This is a genomic window from Mycolicibacterium palauense (genome assembly GCF_002592005.1).
GTDB classification, from domain to species: Bacteria; Actinomycetota; Actinomycetes; order Mycobacteriales; family Mycobacteriaceae; genus Mycobacterium; species Mycobacterium palauense.
Window position 1 is genome coordinate 1 of the sequence record NZ_NVQF01000048.1, and the last position, 26376, is coordinate 26376.

The 26376-nt window shown below is 69.3% G+C and carries 23 protein-coding genes; 14 read left to right on the forward strand and 9 right to left on the reverse strand.

Going from position 1 to position 26376, the window contains the following annotated elements; all coding sequences use genetic code 11:
* The first annotated feature begins 41 nt into the window (after positions 1-41).
* The 8 genes from CSR00_RS18260 (at position 42) to CSR00_RS18295 (ending at position 11126) form a co-directional block, all read left to right on the forward strand.
* Positions 42-791: an NUDIX hydrolase gene (locus tag CSR00_RS18260; RefSeq protein WP_099023846.1), complete on the forward strand. Its 750-nt coding sequence runs from the start codon at positions 42-44 to the stop codon at positions 789-791.
* Positions 792-847: 56 nt separating this feature from the next.
* Positions 848-3184, forward strand: a complete 2337-nt coding sequence (locus CSR00_RS18265) for a hypothetical protein (protein ID WP_245906226.1) — start codon at positions 848-850, stop codon at positions 3182-3184.
* On the forward strand, positions 3181-6921 hold the full coding sequence (gene murJ / locus CSR00_RS18270; RefSeq protein ID WP_099023847.1) for a murein biosynthesis integral membrane protein MurJ: 3741 nt from the start codon (positions 3181-3183) through the stop codon (positions 6919-6921). The genes CSR00_RS18265 and murJ overlap by 4 nt, the downstream gene beginning before the upstream one ends.
* 76 nt (positions 6922-6997) lie before the next feature.
* A complete protein-coding gene (gene sigM / locus CSR00_RS18275; RefSeq protein WP_099023848.1) occupies positions 6998-7537 on the forward strand; it encodes an RNA polymerase sigma factor SigM in 540 nt (179 codons plus the stop codon).
* A 74-nt stretch (positions 7538-7611) separates the two neighbouring features.
* A complete protein-coding gene (locus tag CSR00_RS18280) occupies positions 7612-8145 on the forward strand; it encodes an RsmA family anti-sigma factor (protein WP_245906228.1) in 534 nt (177 codons plus the stop codon).
* A gap of 61 nt (positions 8146-8206) precedes the next feature.
* Positions 8207-9142, forward strand: a complete 936-nt coding sequence (gene trxB / locus CSR00_RS18285; RefSeq protein WP_099023849.1) for a thioredoxin-disulfide reductase — start codon at positions 8207-8209, stop codon at positions 9140-9142.
* A 64-nt stretch (positions 9143-9206) separates the two neighbouring features.
* On the forward strand, positions 9207-9551 hold the full coding sequence (gene trxA / locus CSR00_RS18290) for a thioredoxin (RefSeq protein ID WP_099023850.1): 345 nt from the start codon (positions 9207-9209) through the stop codon (positions 9549-9551).
* Between the two features lie 351 nt (positions 9552-9902).
* Complete coding sequence (locus CSR00_RS18295; RefSeq protein ID WP_099023851.1) at positions 9903-11126, forward strand: N-acetylmuramoyl-L-alanine amidase; 1224 nt, start codon at positions 9903-9905, stop codon at positions 11124-11126.
* A 111-nt stretch (positions 11127-11237) separates the two neighbouring features.
* Here CSR00_RS18295 and CSR00_RS18300 read toward each other — a convergent pair whose 3' ends face one another.
* The 9 genes from CSR00_RS18300 to rpmH form a co-directional block, all read right to left on the reverse strand.
* Positions 11238-11978, reverse strand: a complete 741-nt coding sequence (locus tag CSR00_RS18300) for an acetyltransferase (RefSeq protein WP_099023852.1) — start codon at positions 11976-11978, stop codon at positions 11238-11240.
* 226 nt (positions 11979-12204) lie between these two features.
* Complete coding sequence (locus CSR00_RS18305) at positions 12205-13194, reverse strand: ParB/RepB/Spo0J family partition protein (protein ID WP_099023853.1); 990 nt, start codon at positions 13192-13194, stop codon at positions 12205-12207.
* Complete coding sequence (locus CSR00_RS18310) at positions 13191-14135, reverse strand: ParA family protein (RefSeq protein WP_099023854.1); 945 nt, start codon at positions 14133-14135, stop codon at positions 13191-13193. The genes CSR00_RS18305 and CSR00_RS18310 overlap by 4 nt, the downstream gene beginning before the upstream one ends.
* Positions 14132-14839: a 16S rRNA (guanine(527)-N(7))-methyltransferase RsmG gene (gene rsmG, locus CSR00_RS18315; protein WP_099023855.1), complete on the reverse strand. Its 708-nt coding sequence runs from the start codon at positions 14837-14839 to the stop codon at positions 14132-14134. The genes CSR00_RS18310 and rsmG overlap by 4 nt, the downstream gene beginning before the upstream one ends.
* 64 nt (positions 14840-14903) lie before the next feature.
* The gene (locus CSR00_RS18320; protein ID WP_407662470.1) at positions 14904-15491 is read right to left on the reverse strand and encodes a Jag family protein; all 588 of its coding nucleotides are present in this window, start codon (positions 15489-15491) and stop codon (positions 14904-14906) included.
* Between the two features lie 160 nt (positions 15492-15651).
* Positions 15652-16758 (reverse strand): membrane protein insertase YidC, encoded by a 1107-nt coding sequence (gene yidC / locus CSR00_RS18325; RefSeq protein ID WP_099023857.1) that lies wholly within the window; start codon positions 16756-16758, stop codon positions 15652-15654.
* On the reverse strand, positions 16751-17041 hold the full coding sequence (gene yidD, locus CSR00_RS18330; protein WP_099023878.1) for a membrane protein insertion efficiency factor YidD: 291 nt from the start codon (positions 17039-17041) through the stop codon (positions 16751-16753). Before yidD ends, yidC begins: the two co-directional genes overlap by 8 nt.
* A gap of 2 nt (positions 17042-17043) precedes the next feature.
* On the reverse strand, positions 17044-17400 hold the full coding sequence (rnpA, locus tag CSR00_RS18335) for a ribonuclease P protein component (RefSeq protein ID WP_099023858.1): 357 nt from the start codon (positions 17398-17400) through the stop codon (positions 17044-17046).
* A gap of 21 nt (positions 17401-17421) precedes the next feature.
* Positions 17422-17565: a 50S ribosomal protein L34 gene (rpmH, locus tag CSR00_RS18340; RefSeq protein WP_003874369.1), complete on the reverse strand. Its 144-nt coding sequence runs from the start codon at positions 17563-17565 to the stop codon at positions 17422-17424.
* A gap of 554 nt (positions 17566-18119) precedes the next feature.
* Between rpmH and dnaA the strand changes: the two genes are divergently transcribed.
* From dnaA to gyrB, 6 genes are all read left to right on the forward strand, one after another.
* Positions 18120-19661: a chromosomal replication initiator protein DnaA gene (gene dnaA / locus CSR00_RS18345; RefSeq protein ID WP_099023859.1), complete on the forward strand. Its 1542-nt coding sequence runs from the start codon at positions 18120-18122 to the stop codon at positions 19659-19661.
* Between the two features lie 530 nt (positions 19662-20191).
* The gene (gene dnaN, locus CSR00_RS18350; RefSeq protein WP_328514732.1) at positions 20192-21391 is read left to right on the forward strand and encodes a DNA polymerase III subunit beta; all 1200 of its coding nucleotides are present in this window, start codon (positions 20192-20194) and stop codon (positions 21389-21391) included.
* A 35-nt stretch (positions 21392-21426) separates the two neighbouring features.
* A complete protein-coding gene (gene gnd / locus CSR00_RS18355; protein WP_099023861.1) occupies positions 21427-22320 on the forward strand; it encodes a phosphogluconate dehydrogenase (NAD(+)-dependent, decarboxylating) in 894 nt (297 codons plus the stop codon).
* Between the two features lie 8 nt (positions 22321-22328).
* Positions 22329-23474, forward strand: coding sequence for a DNA replication/repair protein RecF (gene recF, locus CSR00_RS18360; protein WP_099023862.1), 1146 nt, complete (start codon positions 22329-22331; stop codon positions 23472-23474).
* Positions 23471-24034: a DUF721 family protein gene (locus CSR00_RS18365; RefSeq protein WP_099023863.1), complete on the forward strand. Its 564-nt coding sequence runs from the start codon at positions 23471-23473 to the stop codon at positions 24032-24034. Before recF ends, CSR00_RS18365 begins: the two co-directional genes overlap by 4 nt.
* Before the next feature lie 245 nt (positions 24035-24279).
* Positions 24280-26313, forward strand: coding sequence for a DNA topoisomerase (ATP-hydrolyzing) subunit B (gene gyrB / locus CSR00_RS18370; protein ID WP_099023879.1), 2034 nt, complete (start codon positions 24280-24282; stop codon positions 26311-26313).
* The last annotated feature ends 63 nt before the right edge of the window (positions 26314-26376 follow it).

Sequence of the window (26376 nt, forward strand, 5' to 3'; positions counted from 1 at the left end):
CATTAGGCCGGCCGCGCGCGTGCACATTAGGCTCACCGAACGTGCCCGAATCCGTTCCGAGTGCCCGCACCGCCGTCGGTGCCGACGCCAACACCGACGCCAACAAGACTCCCGGTTCGGCCGCGCCGGGCGAATCCGGCGGCCCGGCCGCATCGGCGGCGCCGTCCAAACCGCACCGCTCCCGACCCGGCCGCAAGGGCCACGACCGGCTGCGCACCGTCCACGAGACCTCGGCCGGCGGGCTGGTCATCGATGGTCTCGACGGGCCGCGGGAGGAGCAGGTGGCCGCGCTGATCGGCCGGATCGACCGGCGGGGCCGGATGCTGTGGTCGCTACCCAAGGGGCATATCGAACAGGGCGAGACCGCCGAGCAGACCGCCATCCGTGAGGTCGCCGAGGAGACCGGCATCGAGGGCAAGGTGCTGGCCGCGCTCGGCAGCATCGACTACTGGTTCGTCACCGAGGGCCGCCGGGTGCACAAGACGGTGCACCACTACCTGCTGCGGTTCTCCGGCGGCGAGCTCAGCGACGACGACGTCGAGGTCTCCGAGGTGGCCTGGGTTCCCCTGCACGAGCTGCCGGCGCGGCTGGCCTACGCCGACGAACGCCGGCTCGCCCAGGTCGCCGGGGAGCTGATCCACATGCTGCAGACCCATGGGCCGGCGGCCCTGCCCCCGTTGCCGCCCAGCTCGCCGCGCCGGCGTCCCCAGACGCACTCGCACACCCGCAACCGCCGCCGTCCCGACGAGTCGTCCTCCGGCCGGACGAACGGCTGCGGGCCGGCGCCGTGACACCCGCGCGGCGAGGGGGGCGGCAACGACGGCCCCCGCTGCCCCGCATCGTGGGGGTGCTGGCACTGCTGGCCGCGGTCCTGCTGCCCGGCGTGATACCGCAGGCCGCCGCCGGCGAACCCGGCTCCACCCAGTTCCTCTCGGTGCGCATCGACAGCGTCAGCCCGGACGTCATCACCACCGCCAGCGACCCCGTCGTCACCGTCACCGGCACGGTCGCCAACGTCGGGGACCGACCGGTCCGCGACATCGTCGCCCGGTTGGAGCACGCCCCGGCGGTCAGCTCCTCGGCCCAGCTGCGCACCGACCTCGGCGGGGAGAACTCCCAGTTCGAGCCGGTGGCCGAGTTCATCAACGTCGCCGGTGAGCTGCAGCGCGGCCAGCAGGCCGACTTCCGGTTCTCCTACCCGTTGCGCTCACTGTCGGACCCCGCGCTGGGCCTCGACACCCCCGGGGTCTATCCGCTGCTGGTCAACATCAACGGCACACCGGACTACGGCGCGCCCGCGCGCCTGGACGACGCGCGGTTCCTGCTGCCGGTCCTGGGCCTGCCGCCCCGCGCCGGCAGCACCGGGGACGCCGGCGGCGGGGCACCCGGCGCCGCGCCCGGGGGCTCGTCAGGGGATTCCGTGAACGAGGTGGTCGCCCCCGACACCACCCGGCCGGTGCAGATCACCATGCTGTGGCCGCTGGCCGACAAGCCCCGGCTGGCGCCCGGGGTCCCCGGCGGCGTCACACCGGTGCGGCTGACCGACGACGTGCTCGCCACGTCGCTGGCCGACGGCGGCCGTCTCGACACCCTGCTCGACGCCGTCGAGTTCATCACCGGCCCGACAGTCGACCCCGGCGGGGAGGTGGCCCGGTCACTGTGCCTGGCGGTCGACCCCGACCTCCTGGTCACGGTCAACGCGATGACCGGCGGTTACGTCGTCACCGACGGGGCGGCGGGGCCGACCGCGCCCAGCCACCCGGGCATCGGGCAGGCCGCCGCGGTGGCCTGGCTGGACCGGCTCCGCACGCTGGCCTCGCAGATGTGCGTGACGACCACCCCCTACGCCCAGGCCAGCCTGGACGCGGTGGCCCGGGTCGGCGACCCGGGCCTCAGCGCGTTCGCCACCCGGGGGTCGGCGGATCTGGCCGACCAGATCCTGGGCGTGCGCACCACCCGCGGAGCGACCCTGCTCGGCGACGGCCCCCTGACCCCGGCCGTGGTCGATCTGCTCGACGCCCAGGGCCCGACGGTGGCCGTCGCCGCGGCCGACTGTGCCGCGGCCGATTCCGGAACCGGGCTGGCGGCTACCGCCGACCTGACCCCGCAGCGGGTCTCGCCGCAGGTGGTCACCGCGCCGTTCGACCCGACCGTCGGTGCGGCGCTGGCCGCGGCCGGAACCGCTCCCGCCGCGCCGTCCTACCTCGACGAGTCGCTGACGATCCCGCTGCGCCACGACTCGCTGACGGCCCGGCGCCAGGATGCGCTCGGTTCGCTCCTGTGGCGCGGCCTGAGCCCGGACACCGTGCCCCGCGCCCAGATCCTGATGCCGCCCACCACCTGGAATCTGCGCCCCGAGGACGCCCAGGCGCTGCTGTCGGCGCTGGCGATGACCATCCGCTCCGGTCTGGCCGTGCCGCGGCCGCTGAGCGCGGTGATCGCCGACTCCCGGGCCCAGGCCCCGGCCCAGGCCCAGCCCCCGGTTCTCGGCGGGCCCGTCCCGCCCGGGCGCGGACGGTTCAGCGACGACGTGGTCAACACGATCTCCGGCCAGGTCGGCCGCCTGTGGGGGCTGACCGCGGCGCTGACCACCAACCCACAGACCGGGCTGACGGGCCAGGCCTACACCGCCCCACTGCGCGAGGACATGCTGCGCGCGTTGAGCCAGGCCGAACCGGCCGACATCCGTAACGACCTGGCGGCCCGGCGCCTCGGCGCGGTGGGCGCGACGATCGACGATCTGTTCAACGCCGTGACGATCGTCAACCCCGGGGGCTCCTACACGCTGGCCACCGAGCGCAGCCCCCTGCCGCTGGCCCTGCGCAACGACCTGGCGGTGCCCATCCGCGTCCGGTTGCAGGTCGACGCGCCGCCGGGGATGACCGTCACCGATATCGGTGAACAGGAACTGCCGCCGGGCTTCCTGCCCGTGCGGGTGCCCATCGAGGTGCACTTCACCCAGCGGGTGGCCGTCGACGTCTCGCTGCGCACCCCCGACGGTCTGGCGCTGGGCGAGCCCGTACGCCTGTCGGTGCATTCCAACGCCTATGGCAAGGTGTTGTTCTTCATCACCCTGACCGCCGGAGCGGTGCTGGCGGTGCTGACCGGGCGACGGCTGTGGCATCGCTTCCGCGGCCAGCCCGACCGCGCCGACCTCGACCGGCCCCGAGCACACCGACCATGACCGCAGGACCTCCACCGCCCGGGACACCGACGCCGCGGGCCCACCCGGCCGACCGCCGACCGCCGCCGCGGGCGCAGCGGCCCGACCGCCCGTCGTCGGTGTGGGTGCGCCCGGGCGCCCGCACCCGGGCGGTGCGCGCCGAACTCACCGACGCCGCGGTGGTCTCACGCTCCTGGGGCATGGCGCTGGCGACGCTGGTCAGCCGGATCACCGGCTTCATCCGGATCGTGCTGTTGGCGGCGATCCTCGGCGCGGCGCTGTCCAGCGCGTTCACCGTCGCCAACCAGCTGCCCAACCTGATCGCCGCGCTGGTGCTGGAGGCCACCTTCACCGCGATCTTCGTGCCGGTGCTCGCCCGCGCCGAACGCGACGATGCCGACGGCGGCGCGGCGTTCGTGCGCAGGCTGGTCACCCTGGCCACCGCGCTGCTGCTGGCCACCACGGTGGTGTCGGTGGCCGCCGCACCGCTGCTGGTGCGGATGATGCTCGGCGGCGACCCCCAGGTCAACGAGACGCTGACCCGGGCGTTCGCCTACCTGTTGCTGCCGCAGGTGATCTTCTACGGCCTGTCGTCGGTGTTCATGGCGATCCTGAACAACCGCAACGTGTTCGGGCCGCCGGCGTGGGCGCCGGTGGTCAACAACGTGGTGGCCATCGCCACCCTGGGGCTCTATCTGATCGTCCCCGGGCCGCTGTCGGTGGATCCGGTGCAGATGGGCAACGCCAAACTGTTGGTGCTCGGTATCGGCACCACCCTCGGGGTGTTCGCCCAGACCGCGGTGCTGCTGGTGGCCATCCGCCGCGAACGGATCAGCCTGCGCCCGCTGTGGGGCATCGACGACCGGCTCAAGCGCTTCGGGGCGATGGCCGCCGCCATGGTGCTCTACGTCCTGATCAGCCAGGTGGGCCTGGTCGTCGGCAACCAGATCGCCAGTACCGCCGCCGCGTCGGGACCGGCGATCTACACCTACACCTGGCTGGTGCTGCAGCTGCCGTTCGGCATGATCGGGGTGACCGTGCTGACGGTGGTGATGCCGCGGCTGAGCCGCAACGCCGCCGCCGACGACCTCCCGGCGGTGCTGGCCGACCTGTCGCTGGCCACCCGGCTGACGATGATCACGCTGATCCCGATCGTGGCGTTCATGACCGTCGGCGGACCGGCCATCGGCACCGCCCTGTTCGCCTACGGCCGTTTCGGCGAGGTCGACGCCAACTATCTGGGCATCTCGATCGCCCTGTCGTCGTTCACGCTCATCCCCTACGCACTCGTGCTGCTGCAGCTGCGGGTGTTCTACGCCCGCGAACAACCCTGGACGCCGATCTTCATCATCGTGGTCATCACCGCGGTGAAGATCGCCGCTTCGCTGGCGGCCCCGCACGTGACGGACGACCCGGAACTGGTGGCGGGTTTCCTGGGCACCGCCAACGGGCTGGGGTTCCTGGCCGGAGCCGTCGTCGGCTACGTGCTGCTGCGCCGCGCCCTGCAACCGCCGGGCGGCCGGTTGCTGAATCTGGCGGTGATCCGCACGATTCTGGTGACGATCGCCGCGTCGTTGCTGGCGGGGCTGATCGCCTACCTCGCCGACCGCCTGCTCGGCCTGGCGGCACTGACCACCGACCACGGCGGTGCGGGTTCGTTGCTGCGGTTGCTGGTGCTGGCCGTCATCATGGTGCCGATCGTGGCCGGCGTGCTGCTGGGCGCCGACGTCCCCGAGGCCCGGGCCGCCGTCGCCGCCGTGCGCGGCCGGCTCGGACGGCGGCGCGCAGGCCCGGTGACGGCCCCCGACTCCGGGCGCTCCGAGGCCCGTGTCACGTACCCTGAGCAGAGGAATCAGCCCATTCCCGGTCCGCGGGCGGCGCCGTCGCCGCCGCGGTCGGGGCCCCCGGCCGGCGTCGCCGGGGACGGCATCGGGAAAGGACCGGTGGTGACCGACGACCCCTCGGGCAGTCAGCCTTCGGACATCGGGGGGGCCCGAACCACCAAGTTGCCCCGGTCGGTCACCGCACCTGACCCGGCGTCGCACGAGTCCGGCACCGACTCAAGCAACGACGCCAGCACCGACTCCTCCGCCGAACCCACCGGCGCTCCCGCCGATGCCGCCGAGCCCGCCGCCGACCGTGCGGTCGGTTCGGTGTCGGGACCGGTGCCGCCGAGCCGTCCCAACACGGATTTCGCCGGCGACCCCACCCGTGAACCGTTGGCCTTCGACGCCCCGCGCGGGCCGGCCACCGACAACACCGGGTCGGGCGACGACATCCACCTGATCCCCGGTGCGAGCATCGCCGGCGGCCGCTACCGGCTGCTGGTGTTCCACGGCGGCCCGCCCCACCTGCAGTTCTGGCAGGCTCTCGACACGGCGCTCGACCGCCAGGTGGCGCTCACCTTCGTCGACCCCGACGGTGCGCTACCCGCCGGGGAACTGCAGGAGATCCTGTCGCGCACGCTGAAGCTCAGCCGCCTCGACCGGACGGGCGTGGCCCGTGTCCTCGACGTCGCCGACACCGGCGCCGGCGGGCTGGTGGTCTCCGAATGGATCCGGGGCGGGTCGCTGCAGGAGGTCGCCGACACCTCGCCGTCCCCGATCGGCGGTGCCCGGGCGGTCCAGTCGCTGGCCGCCGCCGCGGACAGCGCACACCAGAGCGGCGTGGCGCTGTCGATCGACCATCCCAGCCGCATCCGGGTCAGCATCGAGGGCGACGTCGCCCTGGCATTCCCGGCCACCCTGCCCGACGCCACCCCGGAACAGGACATCCGCGGGATCGGGGCGGCGCTGTATGCGCTGCTGGTCGACCGTTGGCCGTTGCCCGAAGACGGCACCCCCAGCGGACTGCCGCCCGCCGAGACCGACTCCGCCGGTCAGCCGGTCGAACCCCGCGCCACCGACCGGCGCATTCCGTTCCAGATCTCGGCGGCCGCGGCGCGCTCGGTCCAGGAGAGCGGCGGCATCCGCACGGCGGCCACCCTGCTGAACCTGTTGCAGCAGGCCACCGCGCTGGCCGACCGCACCGACCTCATCGAGCCGGTGGATCCGCCGGCCCGGGTGGCGGCCACCGCCGAGCCCGACGCTCCCGAGGAGGATGCCGGCGATCAGCGGCGCCGCAAACGTGCGCTGATGGTCGGTGTCGGGGCCGCCGGGGTCGTCGTGGTGGTGGCGCTGATCGTCCTGGCGACGGTGCTGAGCAGGATCTTCGGGGATGTCGGCGGCGGCATCAACGGTGACCAGCTGGGGCTGAACCCACCGTCGTCGGAGGAGACCGGGGAGGATACGGCCAACGCCCCGGCCGGTCAGCTGGTGCAGCCCGTGCGGGCGACCGTGTTCTCCCCCGAGGGGGAGGCCGATTCGCCCGAAACCGCCGGCAATGCCATCGACGGCAAGGCCGGCACCGCCTGGTCGACCGACACCTATTCGGACGCCGTGCCCTTCCCCGACTTCAAGAACGGCGTCGGGCTCATGCTCGAGCTGCCCACACCGACCAGGGTGGGGTCGGTCAGCCTCGACGTCACCAGCACCGGAACGAAGATCCAGATCCGCTCGTCGTCGTCGCCGAACCCGTCCAGCCTCGACGACACCACCGCCCTGACCTCGCCGACGGCGGTCAAGCGCGGTGAGAACACCATTCCGGTGAACGCGTCGGCGCCGACGTCGAACCTGCTGGTGTGGATCCCGACGCTGGGCACCGTCGACGGCGAGAGCCGCACCGACCTGTCCCAGATCAAGGTCCGCGCGGCCTCCTGACCCGGCCCCGGCGGTTGTCCACAGCCGCCGAGCCGGTGAAGTGCCTCCCGCACGGCGCGCTCCTAGCGTCCGTCGGGTGGCCAGCCCTCCGCCCGCTCCGCGCCCCGGTGACCGCAGTGATGCCGCCCTGCTGGCCGCGCACCTCGCCGGCGACCCCCACGCGTTCGCCGAGCTGTACGGCCGGCACCACCAACGGCTGCACCGGCTGGCCCGGCTGCACACCCGCACCGCCGAGGACGCCGCCGACGCGCTGCAGGACGCGATGCTGGCCGCCCACCGCGGCGCGGCCGGTTTCCGGCACCAGGCCGCCGTGGGCAGCTGGCTCTACCGCATCGTCCTCAACGCCTGCCTCGATCAGCTGCGCCGGGCCACCGAACACGCGCCACTGGACGGCGAGCCCACCCAGTGCGACCCATCGGCGCAGGTCGTCACCGCCGTCACCGTGCGGCGGGCGCTGTTGAGCCTGCCCGCCGAGCAGCGGGCCGCGGTGACCGCGGTCGACCTGGACGGCTACCCGGTCGCCGAGGCCGCACGCCTGCTGGGCGTGCCCGCGGGCACGGTCAAGAGCCGATGCGCGCGCGGGCGTGCGCGCCTGGCAGCCCTGTTGGCGGCGTGACACCGCGCGGGCCGGTGCACACTGGGCCGGTGCACACTGGGCCGGTGCGGGCCGGGTCCGTGCACACTGGGTCCGTGGACGAGGCGGCCGATCCGGGCGGTTCGGGGCACCGGGTGATGAGACCCGAACCCGGGCCCGCCCGCCATGCCGCACGCAGCCCGATCCCTGCGGCCCGGCTGGCCGCGGCGACCGCCGGGGCCGCCGCGCTGATCGCGGCGGTGGTCGTGGGTGTCCCGGCGCTGCTGCGCTCCCCCGTGACGACCTCATCGGGGCCGGGCACACTGGCCACCGCCAAACGGATCACCGTCAGCCGCGCCGCGCCGGTGATACCGCTGTCGGATACCGAGCTGCTGGCACTGCTCGAGCGTGCCCCCGACCTCGGCCCGCTCGGCGACCCGCAGCGCCGGGCCTCCTGCCTGACCGGACTCGGCTATCGTGCCGGGGCCGCGGTACTGGGCGCCGAGCCCGTCCACCTCGAGGATCGCAGCGCCGTGGTCCTGCTGCTGGCCGGCGAGAAGCCCGGGATTCTGGCCGCGCTGATGGTCGAACCGTCCTGCAGCGCCGCGGACACCGGCCTGCTCGCCGAGACCAGGGTCGCCCGGCCCTGACGCGCGGGAACACCGCGGCATACCCTGTTGTTGCTTGCCGTGCCACCGCAGAAAGGCTCTCATGTCCGACAGCACGCCCATCCACGACGTCATCGTCATCGGCTCGGGTCCCGCCGGGTACACCGCCGCCATCTATACCGCACGCGCCGAGCTTTCCCCGCTCGTCTTCGAGGGGACGTCGTTCGGCGGCGCGCTGATGACCACCACCGAGGTCGAGAACTATCCCGGCTTCAAGGAGGGCATCGACGGTCCGGTGCTGATGGAGGAGATGCGCGAGCAGGCCCTGCGGTTCGGTGCCGACCTGCAGATGGAAGACGTGGAATCGGTCGCCCTGGACGGCCCGGTCAAGACCGTCACCACCGCCGGCGGCGAGACCCACCGCGCCCGCGCGGTGATCCTGGCCATGGGCGCGGCCGCCCGCTACCTCGGAGTGCCCGGCGAGCAGGAACTGCTGGGCCGGGGTGTGAGCGCCTGCGCCACCTGTGACGGGTTCTTCTTCAAGGAACAGGACATCGCCGTGATCGGCGGCGGTGACTCCGCGATGGAGGAGGCCACGTTCCTGACCAAGTTCGCGCGCAGCGTGACGATCGTGCACCGGCGCGAGGAGTTCCGCGCCTCCCGGATCATGTTCGACCGCGCCAAGGCCAACGAGAAGATCCGCTGGATCACCAACAGCGAGGTCCTCGCCGTGGAGGGTGAGAGCACCGTGACGGGGCTGCGCCTGCGCAGCACCGTCACCGGCGAGGAGTCCAAGCTGCCGGTCACCGGCATGTTCGTCGCCATCGGTCACGACCCGCGCTCCGAGCTGGTCAAGGGCGCCGTGGACATGGACGAGGACGGCTACGTGCTGGTGCGCGGTCGCACGACCGCGACCTCGCTGGACGGTGTGTTCGCCGCCGGCGACCTGGTCGACCGCACCTACCGGCAGGCCATCACCGCCGCGGGCACCGGCTGTTCGGCCGCCATCGACGCCGAGCGCTGGCTCGCCGAAGCCTGACCGCCTCCGGTCCATCCCGACCCGGCACCCGCCGGTGCCACATCCCCCGATAGGAGCACACCCCATGGCCACTGACACCGAGGACACCGCCACCGTCGCGGTCTCCGACGACTCGTTCGCCGAGGACGTCCTGAACAGCTCGACTCCGGTCCTGGTCGATTTCTGGGCCACCTGGTGCGGCCCGTGCCGGATGGTCGCCCCCGTGCTGGAGGAGATCGCCACCGAGAAGGCCGGCCAGCTGACGGTCGCCAAGCTCGACGTGGACGCCAATCCCGGCACCGCCCGCGACTTCCAGGTGGTGTCCATCCCGACGATGATCCTGTTCAAGGACGGCCAGCCGCTCAAGCGGATCGTCGGGGCCAAGGGTAAGGCCGCGCTGCTGCGCGAGCTCGCCGACGTCGTGTCCTGACACCCAGTGTCCTGACACCCAGTGTCCTGACACCCAGTGTCCTGACCTGAGGTCGGCCGCGGGACCTACCCCGTCGGCATGACCGCCGGGACGTCTCGTGGACCGGGTCCGGGCCGGCCCCCGGGCCGGTCTGGAACCATCGTCCCCGCGCAATCCCGGCACGTCCCCGAAACAAGCCGGCGACCTGGTAGAACGCCGACCAGGCCGGCCCGTTCGGCGGCGCTGACGCGCCCGGCGTTTTCCTGATTCGGGCGCATGTCTGCGACAATATCGCCAGTCTTCTCTGCCAGGGTGGGCGCCTGCCGGCGGCCGACCAAGCAACCGAAGGGCCCCTTGTCTATGTCGAGGTCTATGTCGAGTCCGCGCCGCGAAGACTCCGGCGATGCGCTGCGCTTTGGTGACCGCAGCAGCGCCGTCACCGAGATCCGCGCCGCCCTGTCGGCGCTGGGCCTGCTGGACTGTCCGGACTCGGACCTGAGCACCGGCCGCCACGTCGCCGCGGATGTTTTCGACGCCGAACTCGACCATGCCGTGCGCGCGTTCCAGCAGCACCGGGGCCTGCTGGTGGACGGCCGGGTGGGCGAGGCCACCTACCGGGCGCTCAAGGAGGCCTCCTACCGGCTGGGTGCCCGTACGCTGCACCACCAGTTCGGGGCCCCCATGTACGGCGACGACGTGGCCACGTTGCAGTCCCGTCTGCAGGACCTCGGCTTCTACACCGACATGGTCGACGGGCACTTCGGCCTGCAGACGCACAACGCGCTGATGTCCTATCAGCGCGAGTACGGTCTGGCCGCCGACGGTATCTGCGGGCCGGAGACCCTGCGTTCGCTGTATTTCCTGGGTTCCCGCGTCACCGGCGGCTCGCCCCACGCGATCCGCGAGGAGGAGCAGGTCCGCCGATCCGGGCCGAAGTTGTCCGGCAAGCGGATCATCATCGACCCGGGCCGAGGCGGTGACGACCCGGGGTTGATCACCCAGGGCCCCGAGGGTCCGATCAGTGAAGCGGACATCCTGTGGGACCTGGCCAGTCGTCTCGAGGGCCGGATGACCGCGATCGGTATGGAGACCTTCCCCTCCCGCCCGGCGGGCCACAGCCCCTCGGACGCCGAGCGCGCCGCCACGGCCAACGCCATCGGTGTCGACCTCATGATCAGCCTGCGGTGCGCGACCCTGCCCAGCCCCGCCGCGAGCGGGGTCGCGTCCTTCCATTTCGGCAATTCGCACGGGTCGGTCTCGACGATCGGCCGCAATCTGGCCGACTTCATTCAGCGAGAGATCGTGGCCCGCACCGGATTACGCGATTGCCGTACGCACGGCCGCACGTGGGATCTGCTTCGCCTGACCCGCATGCCGACCGTTCAGGTCGACGTCGGCTACATCACCAATCCGCGCGACCGCGCAATGCTGGTCAATCCGCAGAGTCGGGACGCCATCGCCGAGGGCATCCTCGCCGCGGTGAAACGACTCTACCTCCTCGGCAAGAACGACCGTCCCACAGGAACTTTCACGTTCGCCGAGCTCCTCGCCCACGAGATGTCGATGGAACAGGCCGGCAAGACCGGATCACTCTGAGTCGAGATCCTCTGCCGGGCAGAGGTTTTCACGCGTGGTTTGCGCGCGGTCCTCGTCTGAGCTTCCCGTTCACGTCCCGGGCCTGCGTCCGGGCTCCCGCTTGACAGCCGCTCAGCGTGCCGCGGCGGTGAACGGCCCCGCCCCCGCGCCCACCGGCTGCTGCATCTGCGCGTTCTCGAGCAGACGCTCCAGCGCCGCCTCGACCTCCGCCTTCCAGCCCAGGCCCTTGTCGAGCTCCAGGCGCAACCGCGGAAAGAAACGGTGCGGAGCCACCACGACGAACCCCACCCGTTCGAGGAAGTCCGCCTCGATCATGCAGTGCTCGAACGAGCAGTCACCCAGCGCGCTGACGGCATCGAGGACGTCCGGCTCGGCCGCCCCGGGCTCCAGCAGCCGCGACGACTCCGGGGTTCGGCCGAACGCCTCCAGTGCGCGGACCCCGCGTCGGACGAGCTCGTTGACCACTCCACCGACCAGCTGCTCCGGGAGCCCGTCGTCGGCCTGTCCCGGTTCGACTCCCATCGACGTCAGCAGCACCGCGTCGGCGCTCACCGGTCCGGTCGGAAGGCGTTGCGCGCGGGGTACCGCGTGCGGGGGCGCATAGAGAACGTAGCCCTGGCAGGGTGCTTCGGGCCGGTCCGGTCCCCTGGAGGCGGCGAGGGCCATCTGCCCGCACGAACCCCACTCCAGCATGACCATCGACAACCAGGCTTCCTTTTCGAACTCCGGGTCGGCGAGGTGATCGTCGCCGCCGGCGGCGTTCGGGTCCACCTCCCAGAAGACGCACTGGCGGGCATGCTTGGGCAACTGCTCGAATGCCTCGAGCCGCAAGGGCGTGATACGAGCAGACACTAGATACCGGAGCCTCCATGTGCTGCGGTCATACGCCGCAACCTCTCCAGGATAGGAGAGGATCGCCCGTGCCGACCAGTGCCGGACGATATCCGGCCGATGTGGCCGGCCCGTAGTCAAAGAACCTGCGCCACAAAGTATTTGCGGCGCGACGCCCGAACCGGGCGGAACCGGACCAGGTTGGTGTCACAGTGACGTATCTTCCCCGTGTGGTCGGACGGACCCCTCAGCCGCGCGTTTGGTCCATCAGGTCGACGATTCGCTGCAGATCGTCGACGGAGCCGAACTCGACGACGATCTTGCCCTTCCGCTTCCCCAGACTGACCGTCACCCGGGTGTCGAACGCGCCGGACAGCCGCTCGGCGACGTCCTGCAACCCCGGCATCTGAATCGGCTTCCGCCGCGGGGCGGTGGGTGTGGTGCCACCACCGCGGTTGGCCAGTGTCACGGCCTCCTCGGTCGCCCGGACGGACAGCCCTTCGGCGACGATGCGGGCCGCCAGCTCCTCCTGCGCCTCCGGACCACCTTCCAGGGTGAGCAATGCCCGGGCATGACCGGCCGACAACACACCCGCCGCCACCCGCCGCTGCACGGCGATCGGCAATCTCAGCAACCGGATCATGTTGGTGATGAGTGGGCGGGACCGCCCGATGCGGGCCGCAAGCTCGTCGTGAGTGACCCCGAACTCGTCGAGCAGCTGTTGGTAGGCGGCCGCCTCTTCCAGAGGGTTCAACTGCACCCGGTGGATGTTCTCCAGCAGGGCGTCGCGCAGCAGGTTGTCATCGGTGGTCTCGCGGACGATCGCCGGAATGGTGGCGAGGCCGGCCTCCTGCACCGCGCGCAGGCGGCGCTCCCCCATCACCAACTGGTATCGCGGGACGCCGGCGGGCTCCTCGGTCTCCAGCTCACGCACGACGATCGGTTGCATCAGGCCGAACTCGCGGACGGAGTGCACCAGTTCGGCCAGCGCCTCCTCGTCGAAGACCTGCCGCGGCTGCTTGGGATTGCGCTCGATCGCGGACGGATCGATCTCCCGGTACACCGCGCCGATATCGCCGACGACCGGAGCGGGTGCGGGTCCCCCGAGCACGACATCCGCGGCAGCATCGCCCATCCGCGGACCCAGGCTGCCCGATTGGTCCTCGGCCGGACCGGTCGGGATCAGCGACGCGAGCCCGCGGCCGAGCCCGCCCTTACGTCGTGACGACTGCGTCATGCTTGTCCCTTCTCTGTCGTGCCCCGCTCGGCGAGTTCGCGGCTGGCGTCGAGATAGCTCATCGCGCCCCGCGATCCCGGGTCGTAATCGATGATGGTCATGCTGTAGCCGGGGGCCTCCGACACCTTCACACTGCGCGGGATCACCGTGCGCAACACCTTGTCACCGAAGTAGCGGCGTACCTCGTCGGCCACCTGGTCGGCCAGCTTCGTGCGGCCGTCATACATCGTCAGCAGGACGGTGGTGACGTCGAGCCGCGGGTTCAGGTGGGACTTCACCATGTTGATGTTGTTCATCAACTGCGAGACACCTTCCAGTGCGTAGTACTCACACTGAATCGGGATCAGCACCTCGGGTGCGGCCACCAGTGCATTGATGGTGAGCAGTCCCAGCGAGGGCGGGCAGTCGATGAAGACGTAGTCGAAATCGGTGTCGTCCAGTTCGGCGAGCGCGTTGCGGAGCCGGTTCTCGCGGGCCACCATGCTCACGAGTTCGATCTCCGCGCCGGCCAGATCGATGGTGGCCGGTACGCAGTACAGCAACGGATTGTTCGGGCTCTGACGCAGCGCCTCGGCCAGCGGCATCTCCCCCAGCAGCACCTCGTAGGAGGAGGGCGTGCCGGACTGCCGTCGCTCGATGCCCAGCGCGGTGCTGGCGTTGCCCTGCGGATCCAGGTCTATGACGAGCGTCTTGAGTCCCTGTACCGCGAGGGCGGCGGCCATGTTCACCGCCGTGGTCGTCTTACCGACCCCGCCCTTCTGATTCGCGATCGTGAACACCCGCCGCGTCGAGGGCCGCGGCAGTCGCTGATTGGTGTGCAGAACCTGCATCGCGCGTTCGGCGGCCGCGCCGATCGGCGTGTCGAACTCGTCCCCCTGGTGCCATGTTTCACGTGAAACATCGGGCGCCTGGCTGTCGTCGCGACCGTGTGCCACGGTCATCTCCCCTTCTTGTCGCCGGGCTGGCGTGAACCGCGACCGGACCGTCCGGAGGCCGTCCGATGACCGACGACCACGGTGGCCGGCGGCATCAAATAGTCCACGCCACATCTCATCACTTCCACGTCGGTCATGCCCAACGATTGCAGCGTCGCACCGTACTCCGACATCTCCGCCTCGGCGCGATCCCCCTTCATCGCCAGCATCACGCCACCGCTGCGTAGCAGCGGCGCGCTCCAGCGGGCCACCTTGTCCAGCGACGCCACCGCCCTCGAGACCACGACATCGAGTTCGCCGTGCTCCCGTCGCACGGCCGGATCCTCGGCTCGCCCACGAACCACCGCGACGGTGTTCAGCCCGAGATCGTCGATGACCTCCGTCAGGAACGTGGCCCGCCGCAGCAGCGGCTCGATCAGTGTGACGCGGATGTCGGGTCGGGCGATCGCCAGCGGAATGCCGGGCAGCCCGGCCCCGCTTCCGATGTCTCCCACCACGGAACCGCTGGGGATCAACTCACCCACCGCGGCGCTGTTCAGCAGGTGGCGGTCCCAGAGTCGAGGGGCCTCCCGTGGGCCCAGCAGACCACGTTCGACTCCGGCGTCCGCCAGGATCTCCGCATAGCGCAGGGCGCGATCGAGTCCGCTTCCGAACACCTCCCGGGCGGAGTCCGGGGCCGGGATCGCGCCGTCATGTTTCACGTGAAACATCCTCCGGAATCCAGGCGGGCGCGGTCGAAACTACATCTGTGTAACTCGGGTGGGTACCTCGAGCTCAGCCCTCGAGCAGAACCACCACACGCCGCGACGGCTCCACCCCTTCGCTCTCGCTGCGCACACCCTGCACGGCAGCCACCGCATCGTGAACGATCTTCCGTTCGAACGGCGTCATCGGGGAGAGCTGCTCGCGTTCTCCGGTCTCCAGGACCCGGCGCGCCACCTTGTCACCCAGCGTCGCCAACTCATCCCGGCGACGACGGCGCCACGACGCGATGTCGAGCATCAACCGGCTGCGCTCCCCCGTCTTCTGGTGCACCGCCAGCCGTGTCAGCTCCTGCAGTGCATCGAGCACCTCGCCCTTCCGGCCGACCAGCTTCACCAGATCCTCGCCGCCGTCGATGCTGACCACCGCGCGGCTGCCTTCGACGTCGAGATCGATGTCCCCGTCGAAGTCCAACAGGTCGAGAAGCTCCTCCAGGTAGTCCCCGGCGATCTCCCCCTCGGCGACCAGCCGCTCCTCCTGGTCGTCGACCTTCGCGTCGTCGTCGCCGGCATCACCCGCGGCGTCGTCCGTCTCGGTCCCAGCGTCGGTCCCTGTCTCTGTCGTGCCGTCGGTCCCGGTCTCGGTCCCGGTGTCGGTCATGGTCCCGTCGTCCACCGTCGCCTCTGCCTCGGTGGGTTCCGCGCTGATATCAGCCTCAGTCATGTCCGTCCTATCTGTTCGGCCCAATGGGGGTCTGTCGGCGTCATCGGTGCTGCCGCACCGCCGGCGCCTCGCACGCGCGTCCTCAGCGTGCGGAAAGTCAACGCTTTCGTTTCTTCGGTTTGGCTCCGGGCCGCGGAGTCCGCCCCGCCCCGCTCCCCGAGGGTTTCGTGCCCGGGCCCGGCTTCCCGTTGCGTTCCGGGCGGCCGTCGGATGCCCCGTCCGCGGCGTCTGCGGCGTCTGCCGCGTCACTGCCGCCGGGCACGGTCTGGGCGTCCGCCGAGGCCGCCTTCTTCTGCTTCGACGGCTTGGCGCCGGGAGCGGGTGCATTGGCCGCCCGCCGTTCCAGCGCCTCCTGCTTCTTGGCTTCCTCTTCCTTCTCGATCTTGCCGAAGACGTAGTGCTGCTGACCGAAGGTCCAGATGTTGTTGGAGAACCAGTACAGGATGATCGCCAGCGGCAGGAACGGCCCACCGACCACCACACCGAGCGGGAACACGTAGAGCGCCAGCTTGTTCATGATCGCCGTCTGCGGGTTGGCCGCCGCTTCCGGGCTCTGCCGCGCTACCGAGGCCCGGCTGTTGAAGTAGGTGGCGATACCCGCCGCGACCATCAACGGCAGGCCCACCAGGATCACCGCGGTGCGGTTGAACTCGGTGAAGGCCTCCAGCCCCGTCGACTGGGTCATGTAGGCGCCCAGCGGCGCGCCGAACAGGTTCGCATCCAGGAAGTGGCCCACGTCGGTCGCGCTGAAGACGTAGTTGGGAATCTGGCGGTTCTCGACGGGCGAGAGGTTCAGGTGCCCGAAACCGATGCCGCCGGTCCGGTTGAACGACCGCAACACGTGATACAGACCGAGGAAGACCGGGATCTGCGCCAGCATCGGCAGACAACCCAGGATCGGGTTGAAGCCGTGTTCCTTCTGCAGCTTCTGCATTTCCAGCGCCATGCGCTGGCGGTCCTTGCCGTACTTCTTCTGCAGCGCCTTGATCTGCGGCTGCAGTTCCTGCATCTGACGGGTGGTCCGGATCTGCCTGACGAACGGCTTGTACAGCAGGGCCCGGAGCGTGAAGACCAGGAACATCACCGACAGCGCCCAGGCGAAGAAGTTGGTGGGCCCGAGCACGAAGGCGAACGCCTTGTACCAGACCCACATGATCGCCGACACCGGGTAATAGACGAAGTCGAGGCTGAACCAATTAAACATAGGACTCGTTTCTGCCACCATCGGCGGCATCACTGCCGGGCGCACTCACGCGCTCGGGTATCGGGTCCCATCCTCCCCGATGCCAGGGACCACATTTCAACAGCCGTACCGTCGCCAACCACCCGCCACGCAGCAACCCGTATTCGCTCAGGGCATCCACCGCGTACTGGCTACAGGTGGGAACGAAGCGACAGCTCGGTAACCGCATCGGTGAAACCATGCCGCGGTAGAGCTCGATGACGAAGATCACCACTCGCACCGGCAGCCGCCGCCATCCACGGATGTTCACCGGCGCCCGCCCAACACGTCGTGGGTTCTGCGCAGCCCCGCCCGCAACTCCTGCTCCAGACGCGACGACACCGCGCGACGGCTCCCGGGAAGGGCGCGGATGACTACCCGCTCCTCCGGGTCGAGATCCGCGAGTACCGAACGGGCCACGTGCCGAAGCTGACGCGCCACCCGGTGCCGCTGCACCGCCGTACCGACCGACTTCGACACCACGAGACCGATCCGCGGTCCCTCGGCGTCGGTGTCATCACGGCGGACATGCACGACCAGGTCGGGCTGGGCCGCCCGGACCCCGTGCTTGACCGTGGCACCGAACTCGGTGGACCGGGTCATCCGGTACTTCGCTGGGAGCAATGTCCCGCCTACCCGTTCGGATCAGGCAGACAGTGCGCGACGGCCCTTGCGACGCCGGCCCGACACGATCGCCCGTCCGGCGCGCGTGCGCATCCGCAGGCGGAACCCGTGCACACGCGCACGGCGCCGGTTGTTCGGCTGGAAGGTCCGCTTGCCCTTGGCCACGGCTGTCTCTCCTCAATACGTGGCCAGCGCACCCGACACGCACACGATCGTGTGCGTCCAGAGGCGATGGCCGTTCCTAAGCTCGGTGTCCCGCTGGTAACCGGCGCGCGTGTCCGGCGATCCCGATCCGGCGCGCAGCCGTGCCGCCGCGTGCGGGCGACTGTTCGAGGGTACTGACGCTGCTTGCCCGGGTCAAACCTGCTCGGACCGGCCCGATTCCTGCCCCGTCCAGCCACAACGATTGCGGCACCCGGTGCCCCTTTCAAAAACCTTCACCGAATGTTGCAGAACGGTTGGCACCCCGAAATAAAACTGTTAGCTTCTGCCAGTGCCACCTTCGACGGGAGGCGGCGAGACAACATAACGCGGACGACGGACCGGCCCCGGGTATGCGGCAACCTCGCACCCGACCTAGGCTCCGGTGCCAGAGCCCGCCGCCGGTAGGCTGAACCAACGAAGGCGTCCTGTCCCTTGTCCACAGCTGTGGATAAACATGTGGACAGACCGTCGTCGTTGCATTGGTCGTTCTGTTCGGATCCAGGGGGAGTCAGTCGTTGACCGATGATCCCGGCGCCACCTTCGCGACGATGTGGGGTGAGGTCGTCTCCGAGCTCAACGGCGACACCGTCGACCTTCCCCCCGGCTCCCCGACGAGCTTCGGAAACGGCGAAACGCTGCACCGGCCCCTGACCCCCCAGCAGCGGGCCTGGCTCAAACTCGTCAAACCCCTCACCATCGTCGAGGGCTTCGCCCTGCTGTCGGTGCCGAGCAGCTTCGTCCAGAACGAGATCGAACGCCATCTGCGGATCCAGATCACCGACGCCCTGAGCCGACGGCTGGGTCAGCGTGTGGAACTGGGCGTGCGCATCGCTCCCCCCGTCCCCGGCGAAGACGACGACTCCGAAGCCCCCGAGGACACCAACGGCGGAACCTACGCGCCCGCCGACGGCTCCGACGACATCGATGAAGACGACGAGGACAACGCGGCGCTGGCCAGCGCTCACGAGAGCTGGCCCACGTACTTCACCGACCGCCGCTCCGGCAACTCCTCGAGCGCCGGCGAGGGCACCAGCCTCAATCGCCGCTACACCTTCGACACCTTCGTCATCGGTGCCTCCAACCGGTTCGCCCATGCCGCGGCCCTGGCGATCGCCGAAGCGCCCGCGCGGGCCTACAACCCGCTGTTCATCTGGGGTGAGTCCGGCCTGGGTAAGACCCACCTACTGCACGCCGCCGGTAACTACGCCCAGCGCCTGTTCCCCGGTATGCGCGTCAAGTACGTCTCCACCGAGGAATTCACCAACGACTTCATCAACTCGTTGCGCGACGACCGCAAGGTCGCGTTCAAACGCAGTTACCGCGACATCGACGTCCTGCTGGTCGACGACATCCAGTTCATCGAGGGCAAGGAAGGTATCCAGGAAGAGTTCTTCCACACCTTCAACACACTGCACAACGCCAACAAGCAGATCGTCATCTCCTCGGATCGCCCACCCAAGCAGCTCGCCACCCTCGAGGACCGGCTTCGCACCCGGTTCGAATGGGGCCTGATCACCGATGTGCAACCGCCCGAGCTCGAGACCCGCATCGCCATCCTGCGCAAGAAGGCGCAGATGGAGCGCCTCGATGTTCCCGACGATGTCCTCGAGCTCATCGCCAGCAGCATCGAACGCAATATCCGTGAACTCGAGGGCGCCCTGATCAGGGTGACCGCCTTCGCCTCCCTGAACCAGACGCCGATCGACAAGTCCCTGGCCGAAATCGTGCTCCGGGATCTGATCGCCGACGCCAGCACCATGCAGATCAGCGCGGCCACCATCATGGCCGCCACCGCCGAGTACTTCGACACCACCGTCGAGGAGCTCCGCGGACCGGGCAAGACCAGGGCCCTGGCGCAGTCTCGCCAGATCGCGATGTACCTGTGCCGCGAACTCACCGACCTGTCCCTGCCCAAGATCGGGCAGGCGTTCGGCCGCGACCACACCACGGTCATGTACGCGCAGAAGAAGATCCTCAACGAAATGGCCTACCGCCGCGAGGTCTTCGATCACGTCAAAGAGTTGACCACGAGGATCCGACAGCGCTCCAAGCGCTGATTCGGCTCCCGCGGCACGACGTCGCCCACTCACCGGAAAAAAACTTTGGGCACTTCAGTCCCATTCGTCACCCTCGATCGGTGTGCACTCCCCTGTGCACAACCTGCCGACGACTCGTCCGTCGGCTGTGAACGCCGCGCACTACCGGCATCCCTCCACAGCCCGTGCAACCGGTCCTCACCGTCATCCACCGCCGATGCACACCCCCGCACACCCCTGTCCTGCGCGGACACCGGCTCATCCCCAACGTGCACAGCCCCTAATACTGATACTCGGTTTATCTCTCGAGGTTCTTCTTTAGAAGAGGGCCCTGGGGACGGTGCAGCCCGCCACGTCGGCCGCAGCGCGCCCGCGCCTTTGGTGGGGCCCTGTCAGGGCCGACGATTAGCTTTCAAGATGACAAAGAAAGCTCTACGGTTGTTCTTCGACCGCGGTTTCGGTCGTCGTGGCGGGGCATAGTTGTGGACGTGTCACGGCCGCTTGCCGCTGCTCGGGGCTTTGTTGTGATGTAACGAAGGGACGTAATGGCCGTGGCCACGACGACAGTGGGTCTCACCGACCTGAAGTTCCGCCTGGTTCGCGAGGACTTCGCCGAGGCGGTGGCATGGGTTGCACGCAACCTTCCGACCAGGCCGACGGTGCCCGTGCTTGCGGGCGTCCTGCTCACCGGCTCCGACGACGGGTTGACCATCTCCGGCTTCGACTACGAAGTGTCGGCCGAGGTGCGCGTTCCCGCTGAAATCGCCTCTCCGGGAAGCGTTCTCGTTTCCGGAAGGCTGCTGTCCGATATCACCCGTGCCCTGCCGGCCAAGCCGGTGGAGGTCAGCGTGGAAGGCACCCGCGTGGCGCTGACCTGCGGCAGCGCACGGTTCTCACTGCCGACGATGGCCGTCGAGGACTATCCCGCGCTGCCCAGCCTGCCCGAGGAGACCGGAGTCCTGACCGCCGACGTGTTCGCCGAGGCCATCGGCCAGGTGGCGGTGGCGGCCGGCCGCGATGACACCCTGCCCATGCTGACCGGCATCCGCGTGGAAATCTCCGGGGAGAGCGTCGTTCTGGCTGCGACCGATCGCTTCCGCCTGGCCGTACGGCACCTGACCTGGTCGACCGCCGGGGCGGGGGTCGAGGCCGCGGTGCTGGTACCGGCCAAGACGCTGGCCGAGGCCGCCAAGGCCGGTGCCGCCGGTACCGAGGTCCACCTGTCGCTGGGCGCGGGCGCCGGCGTCGGGAAGGACGGTCTCCTCGGGATTCGCAGCGACGGCAAGTGCAGCACCACCCGGCTGCTCGACGCCGAGTTCCCGAAGTTCCGCCAGTTGCTGCCCAGCGAGCACACCGCGGTCGCCACCATCGGCGTGGCCGAACTCACCGAGGCGATCAAACGTGTCGCCCTGGTCGCCGACCGGGGTGCACAGGTCCGGATGGAGTTCTCCGAAGGGGTGCTGCGGTTGTCGGCCGGCGCCGACGACGTCGGGCGGGCCGAGGAGGACCTGCCCGTGGACTTCGCCGGCGACCCGCTGACGATCGCGTTCAACCCGACCTACCTGACCGACGGGTTGAGCTCGCTGCATTCTCCGAAGGTGGCCTTCGGATTCACCACACCCAGTCGGCCTGCGGTGCTGCGACCGGCAGGCGAGGATGGGGAGTCGGAGCCTCCCACCGGGGAGGGACCGTTCCCGGCGGGTGAGACCGACTACGTGTACCTGTTGATGCCGGTCCGGCTGCCGGGCTGAGGATCGAACTTCGTCGAAGTGTGAAAGGGGCGTTCATGCAGTTGGGATTGGTCGGTCTGGGGAAGATGGGCTTCAACATGCGTGAGCGGTTGCGGGAGGGCGGTCACGAGGTCGTCGGATACGACCCGCGGCCCGAGGTGACCGACGTGCCCGACCTGGCGGGGCTGGCCGCGGCGCTGAAGGCGCCCCGAACCGTCTGGGTGATGGTGCCCTCGGGCCCGATCACCGACGAGACGATCACCGATCTCGCCGGTGTGCTCTCCCCGGGCGATCTGGTCATCGACGGCGGGAATTCGCGGTATACCGAAGATGGACCGCACGCAAAGATGTTGGACGACAAGGGAATCAAGTTCATCGATGCCGGTGTTTCCGGTGGTGTGTGGGGACTGACCGAGGGCTACGGCCTGATGGTCGGGGGCAGCGATGAGGACGTCGCACGCGCCATGCCGGTCTTCGACGCCCTGCGGCCGCCCGGCGATCAGGCCGACGGTTTCGTGCACGCCGGGCCGGTCGGGGCCGGGCACTACGCCAAGATGGTGCACAACGGGATCGAGTACGGCCTGATGATGGCCTATGCCGAAGGGTATGAACTGCTGGCCGCCGAACCGTTGATCAAGGACACCCAGGCGGTGATCCAGGCCTGGACGAACGGCACCGTGGTGCGGTCGTGGCTGCAGCAGCTGCTGGCGAAGGCCCTCAAGGAAGATCCTGCCTTCGATGCGATCTCGGGCTATACCGAGGACTCCGGGGAGGGGCGGTGGACCGTCGAGGAGGCCATCCGGCACCGCGTTCCGATGCCGGTGATCGCCGCCTCGCTGTTCGCCCGGTTCGCCTCCCGCCAGGAGGATTCTCCGAGTATGAAAGCGGTCTCGGCGTTGCGTAACCAGTTCGGTGGCCATGCCGTCAAGCGTGTCCCGCTGTCGGGCTGACCTGTCCTGTGCACGTTCGCCGGTTGGCTCTGCGCGACTTCCGCTCGTGGGAGTCGGTGGATCTCGAGCTCACGCCGGGCCGTACCGTCATTCTCGCTCCCAACGGCTTCGGTAAGACGAATCTCATTGAGGCGTTGTGGTATTCGTCCACACTGGGTTCTCACCGGGTGGCCACCGACGCACCCTTGATCCGGGCGGGCTGTTCGCGGGCGGTGATCTCGACGATCGTGGTCAACGAGGGCCGCGAACTCGCGGTGGACCTGGAGATCGCGGCCGGCCGCGCCAACAAGGCCCGGCTGAACAGATCACCGGTGCGCAGCACGCGCGAGGTTCTCGGTGCGCTGCGTGCGGTTCTGTTCGCTCCGGAGGATCTGTCCCTGGTGCGTGGTGACCCCGGGGAACGGCGACGCTACCTCGATGAACTGGCGACCGTACGGCGCCCCCGGATCGCTGCGGTCCGTGCCGATTACGAGAAGGTGCTCAAGCAGCGCACCGCGCTGCTGAAGTCGGCGTCCTCGGCGCGGTTTCGTGGTGACCGCAGTGTGTACGACACTCTCGATGTCTGGGACGGGCACCTGGCCGCGCACGGTGCCGAACTGATGGCCGCCCGGATCGAACTCGTCGGCCAGCTGGGACCGGAGGTCGAGAAGGCCTACCAGCTGTTGGCGCCGGGGTCACGGGCGGCGCGCATCGAATACCGGGCCAGCGTCGAGCTCGAGGCTCCGGAGCACGACGTGGCGTTCCTCGAGGCCGCGCTGCTCGACGCGCTGGCCCGTCGCCGCGACGCCGAGCTGGAACGCGGAGTGTGCCTGGTCGGCCCACACCGTGACGATCTGGTTCTCTGGCTCGGCGATCAGCCGGCGAAAGGCTTTGCCAGTCACGGTGAGTCGTGGTCGATGGCACTGTCGCTACGGTTGGCCGGGTATGAGCTGCTCCGTGCGGAGGGCTCGGATCCGGTGCTGCTGCTCGATGACGTGTTCGCCGAGCTCGACAGTGCCCGGCGCCGGGCCCTGGCAACGGTGGCGGCCTCGGCCGAGCAGGTACTCGTCACCGCCGCGGTGGCCGAGGACGTGCCCACCGATTGGGACGTGCGCCGGATCCAGGTCGTGATGGAGGACAATGATGCGGGCCGGATCTCCAGGGTGGTGACATGAGCGACAACGGTGAACACGAGCCGGGCCCACCGGCTCACCTGGCCCACCTGGCGGGGATGGATCTGGTGCGCCGCACTCTCGAGGAGGCCCGCGGAGCGGCCCGGTCGCAGGGCAAGGATATCGGCCGTGGCCGGCGTTCACCGCAGCCGAGAGCGGTCCCGACAGCGGGGCGCCGCCGCCGGTGGTCGGGACCCGGTCCCGACGCCCGGGACCCCCAGACGCTCGGTGCCGCGACCCGCGATCTTGCGCGCTCGCGGGGATGGACTCCCCGGGTCGCGGGCGGGACCGTGTTCGGGCAGTGGCCGCGGGTGGTCGGTGAGCAGATCGCCGAGCATGCCGTGCCGACCGGCCTGCGCGACGGGGTGCTCAGCGTCTCGGCGGAATCGACGGCGTGGGCCACCCAGCTCCGGATGGTGCAGGCCCAGTTGCTGGCCAAGATCGCGGCCGCCGTCGGTGACGGCGTGGTCAGGAGCCTGAAGATCACCGGGCCGGCGGCACCGTCGTGGCGTAAGGGCCGATTGCACATCGCCGGGCGCGGGCCCCGCGACACCTACGGCTGAGCGCGGTGCGGGCGGCCGATCGGGTGGGTTACCGGTGTGGTCTGACTGCCACGACAAGGCCATCTTGGGCGAGGTCAGCCGTCTTGACGCACCCAGCCCCGAGAAATTGCGTGCACGGCTCAATTAGATAGGTCAAAACGCGGCTACAGAATCAGTCCAGTCGTGGTCAAGCGCTAGACTGTGTCCAAGACCTGCTGCGGTGACTGGACCGCGTGCATGCAACCCCCAAGGAGAACGTCCCGACCGTGGCCGCCCAGAAGAAGAGTGCATCCAAAGAGTACGGCGCCGAATCCATCACCATCCTCGAGGGGCTCGAAGCCGTCCGCAAGCGTCCCGGCATGTACATCGGGTCCACCGGTGAGCGCGGCCTGCACCACCTGATCTGGGAGGTCGTGGACAACTCCGTCGACGAGGCGATGGCTGGCTACGCCACGCAGGTCGACGTCAGGCTGCTCGACGACGGGGGCGTCGAGGTCTCCGACAACGGTCGTGGCATCCCGGTGGCGATGCACGCCTCGGGGGCGCCGACCGTCGACGTGGTCATGACCCAGTTGCATGCCGGCGGCAAGTTCGGTGGCGAGAACAGCGGCTACAACGTCTCCGGCGGTCTGCACGGCGTCGGTGTGTCGGTGGTCAATGCCCTCTCGACGCGTCTCGAGGTCGACATCGCCCGCGACGGGCACCGGTGGTCGCAGTACTACGACAAGGCCCAGCCGGGGACCCTCAAACAGGGTGAGAACACCCGCAAGACCGGCACCACCATCCGGTTCTGGGCCGACCCGGACATATTCGAGACCACCGACTACGACTTCGAGACCGTGGCCCGCCGCCTGCAGGAAATGGCCTTCCTCAACAAGGGCCTGACGATCAACCTGACCGACGAGCGGGTGCGGGCCGAAGAGGTCGTCGAAGAGGTGGTCAGCGACACCGCCGCGGCCCCGAAGTCCGCGGAGGACCGTGCCGCCGAAGCCGTTGGCTCGCACAAGGTCAAGCATCGGACCTTCCACTATCCCGGTGGTCTGGTCGATTTCGTCAAGCACATCAACCGCACCAAGAACGCGATCCACAACAGTGTCGTGGACTTCGCCGGTAAGGGCACCGGTCATGAGGTCGAGATCGCGATGCAGTGGAACGCGGGATACTCCGAATCCGTGCACACCTTCGCCAACACCATCAACACCCACGAGGGCGGCACCCACGAGGAGGGTTTCCGCACGGCGCTGACCTCGGTGGTCAACAAGTACGCCAAGGACAAGAAGCTGCTCAAGGACAAGGACCCCAACCTCACCGGGGACGACATCCGCGAGGGGCTGGCCGCGGTGATTTCGGTGAAGGTCGCCGACCCCCAGTTCGAGGGCCAGACGAAGACCAAACTCGGCAACACCGAGGTGAAGTCCTTCGTGCAGAAGGTCTGCAACGAACAGCTCACCCACTGGTTCGAAGCCAACCCGGCGGAGGCGAAGACCGTGGTGAACAAGGCGGTCTCCTCGGCGCAGGCGCGTATCGCCGCGCGAAAGGCCCGTGAACTGGTCCGCCGCAAGAGTGCCACCGACCTCGGCGGGCTGCCCGGCAAGCTCGCCGACTGCCGTTCCACCGATCCCCGGAAATCCGAACTGTATGTGGTGGAGGGTGATTCGGCCGGCGGTTCGGCCAAGAGCGGCCGGGACTCGATGTTCCAGGCGATCCTGCCGCTGCGCGGCAAGATCATCAACGTCGAGAAGGCGCGTATCGACCGGGTGCTGAAGAACACTGAGGTCCAGGCCATCATCACCGCGCTGGGCACCGGCATCCACGACGAGTTCGACATCGCCAAGCTGCGCTACCACAAGATCGTCCTGATGGCCGACGCGGACGTGGACGGCCAGCACATCTCGACGCTGCTGCTGACGCTGCTGTTCCGCTTCATGCGTCCGCTGATCGAGAACGGGCACGTCTTCCTCGCCCAACCACCGCTGTACAAGCTGAAATGGCAGCGCAGCGACCCCGAGTTCGCCTACTCCGACCGCGAGCGTGACGGATTGCTGGACGCGGGACGCAAGGCGGGCAAGAAGATCAACACCGACGACGGCATCCAGCGCTACAAGGGCCTGGGCGAGATGGACGCCAAGGAGCTGTGGGAGACCACCATGGATCCCTCGGTCCGGGTGCTTCGTCAGGTGACACTCGACGACGCCGCCGCAGCCGACGAGCTGTTCTCGGTGCTGATGGGCGAAGATGTCGAGGCCCGGCGCAGCTTCATCACCCGCAACGCCAAAGACGTTCGTTTCCTTGATGTTTAGCGCCCGTAGGCCCGATGTCGTCGTGTATGCGGCGGATCTGGCCTCCGGTGCACACTCACAGAT

Excerpts from the sequence above, each read along its gene's own strand:
- gnd (WP_099023861.1), top strand. The coding sequence starts at position 21,427 with ATGCAGTTGGGATTGGTCGGTCTGGGGAAGATGGGCTTCAACATGCGT.
- trxA (WP_099023850.1), top strand. The coding sequence starts at position 9,207 with ATGGCCACTGACACCGAGGACACCGCCACCGTCGCGGTCTCCGACGAC.
- CSR00_RS18295 (WP_099023851.1), top strand. The coding sequence starts at position 9,903 with ATGTCGAGTCCGCGCCGCGAAGACTCCGGCGATGCGCTGCGCTTTGGT.
- murJ (WP_099023847.1), top strand. The coding sequence starts at position 3,181 with ATGACCGCAGGACCTCCACCGCCCGGGACACCGACGCCGCGGGCCCAC.
- CSR00_RS18305 (WP_099023853.1), bottom strand. The coding sequence starts at position 13,194 with ATGACGCAGTCGTCACGACGTAAGGGCGGGCTCGGCCGCGGGCTCGCG.
- CSR00_RS18365 (WP_099023863.1), top strand. The coding sequence starts at position 23,471 with ATGAGCGACAACGGTGAACACGAGCCGGGCCCACCGGCTCACCTGGCC.
- rsmG (WP_099023855.1), bottom strand. The coding sequence starts at position 14,839 with ATGTTTCACGTGAAACATGACGGCGCGATCCCGGCCCCGGACTCCGCC.
- CSR00_RS18320 (WP_407662470.1), bottom strand. The coding sequence starts at position 15,491 with ATGACCGACACCGGGACCGAGACCGGGACCGACGGCACGACAGAGACA.
- trxB (WP_099023849.1), top strand. The coding sequence starts at position 8,207 with ATGTCCGACAGCACGCCCATCCACGACGTCATCGTCATCGGCTCGGGT.
- CSR00_RS18310 (WP_099023854.1), bottom strand. The coding sequence starts at position 14,135 with ATGACCGTGGCACACGGTCGCGACGACAGCCAGGCGCCCGATGTTTCA.
- yidC (WP_099023857.1), bottom strand. The coding sequence starts at position 16,758 with ATGTTTAATTGGTTCAGCCTCGACTTCGTCTATTACCCGGTGTCGGCG.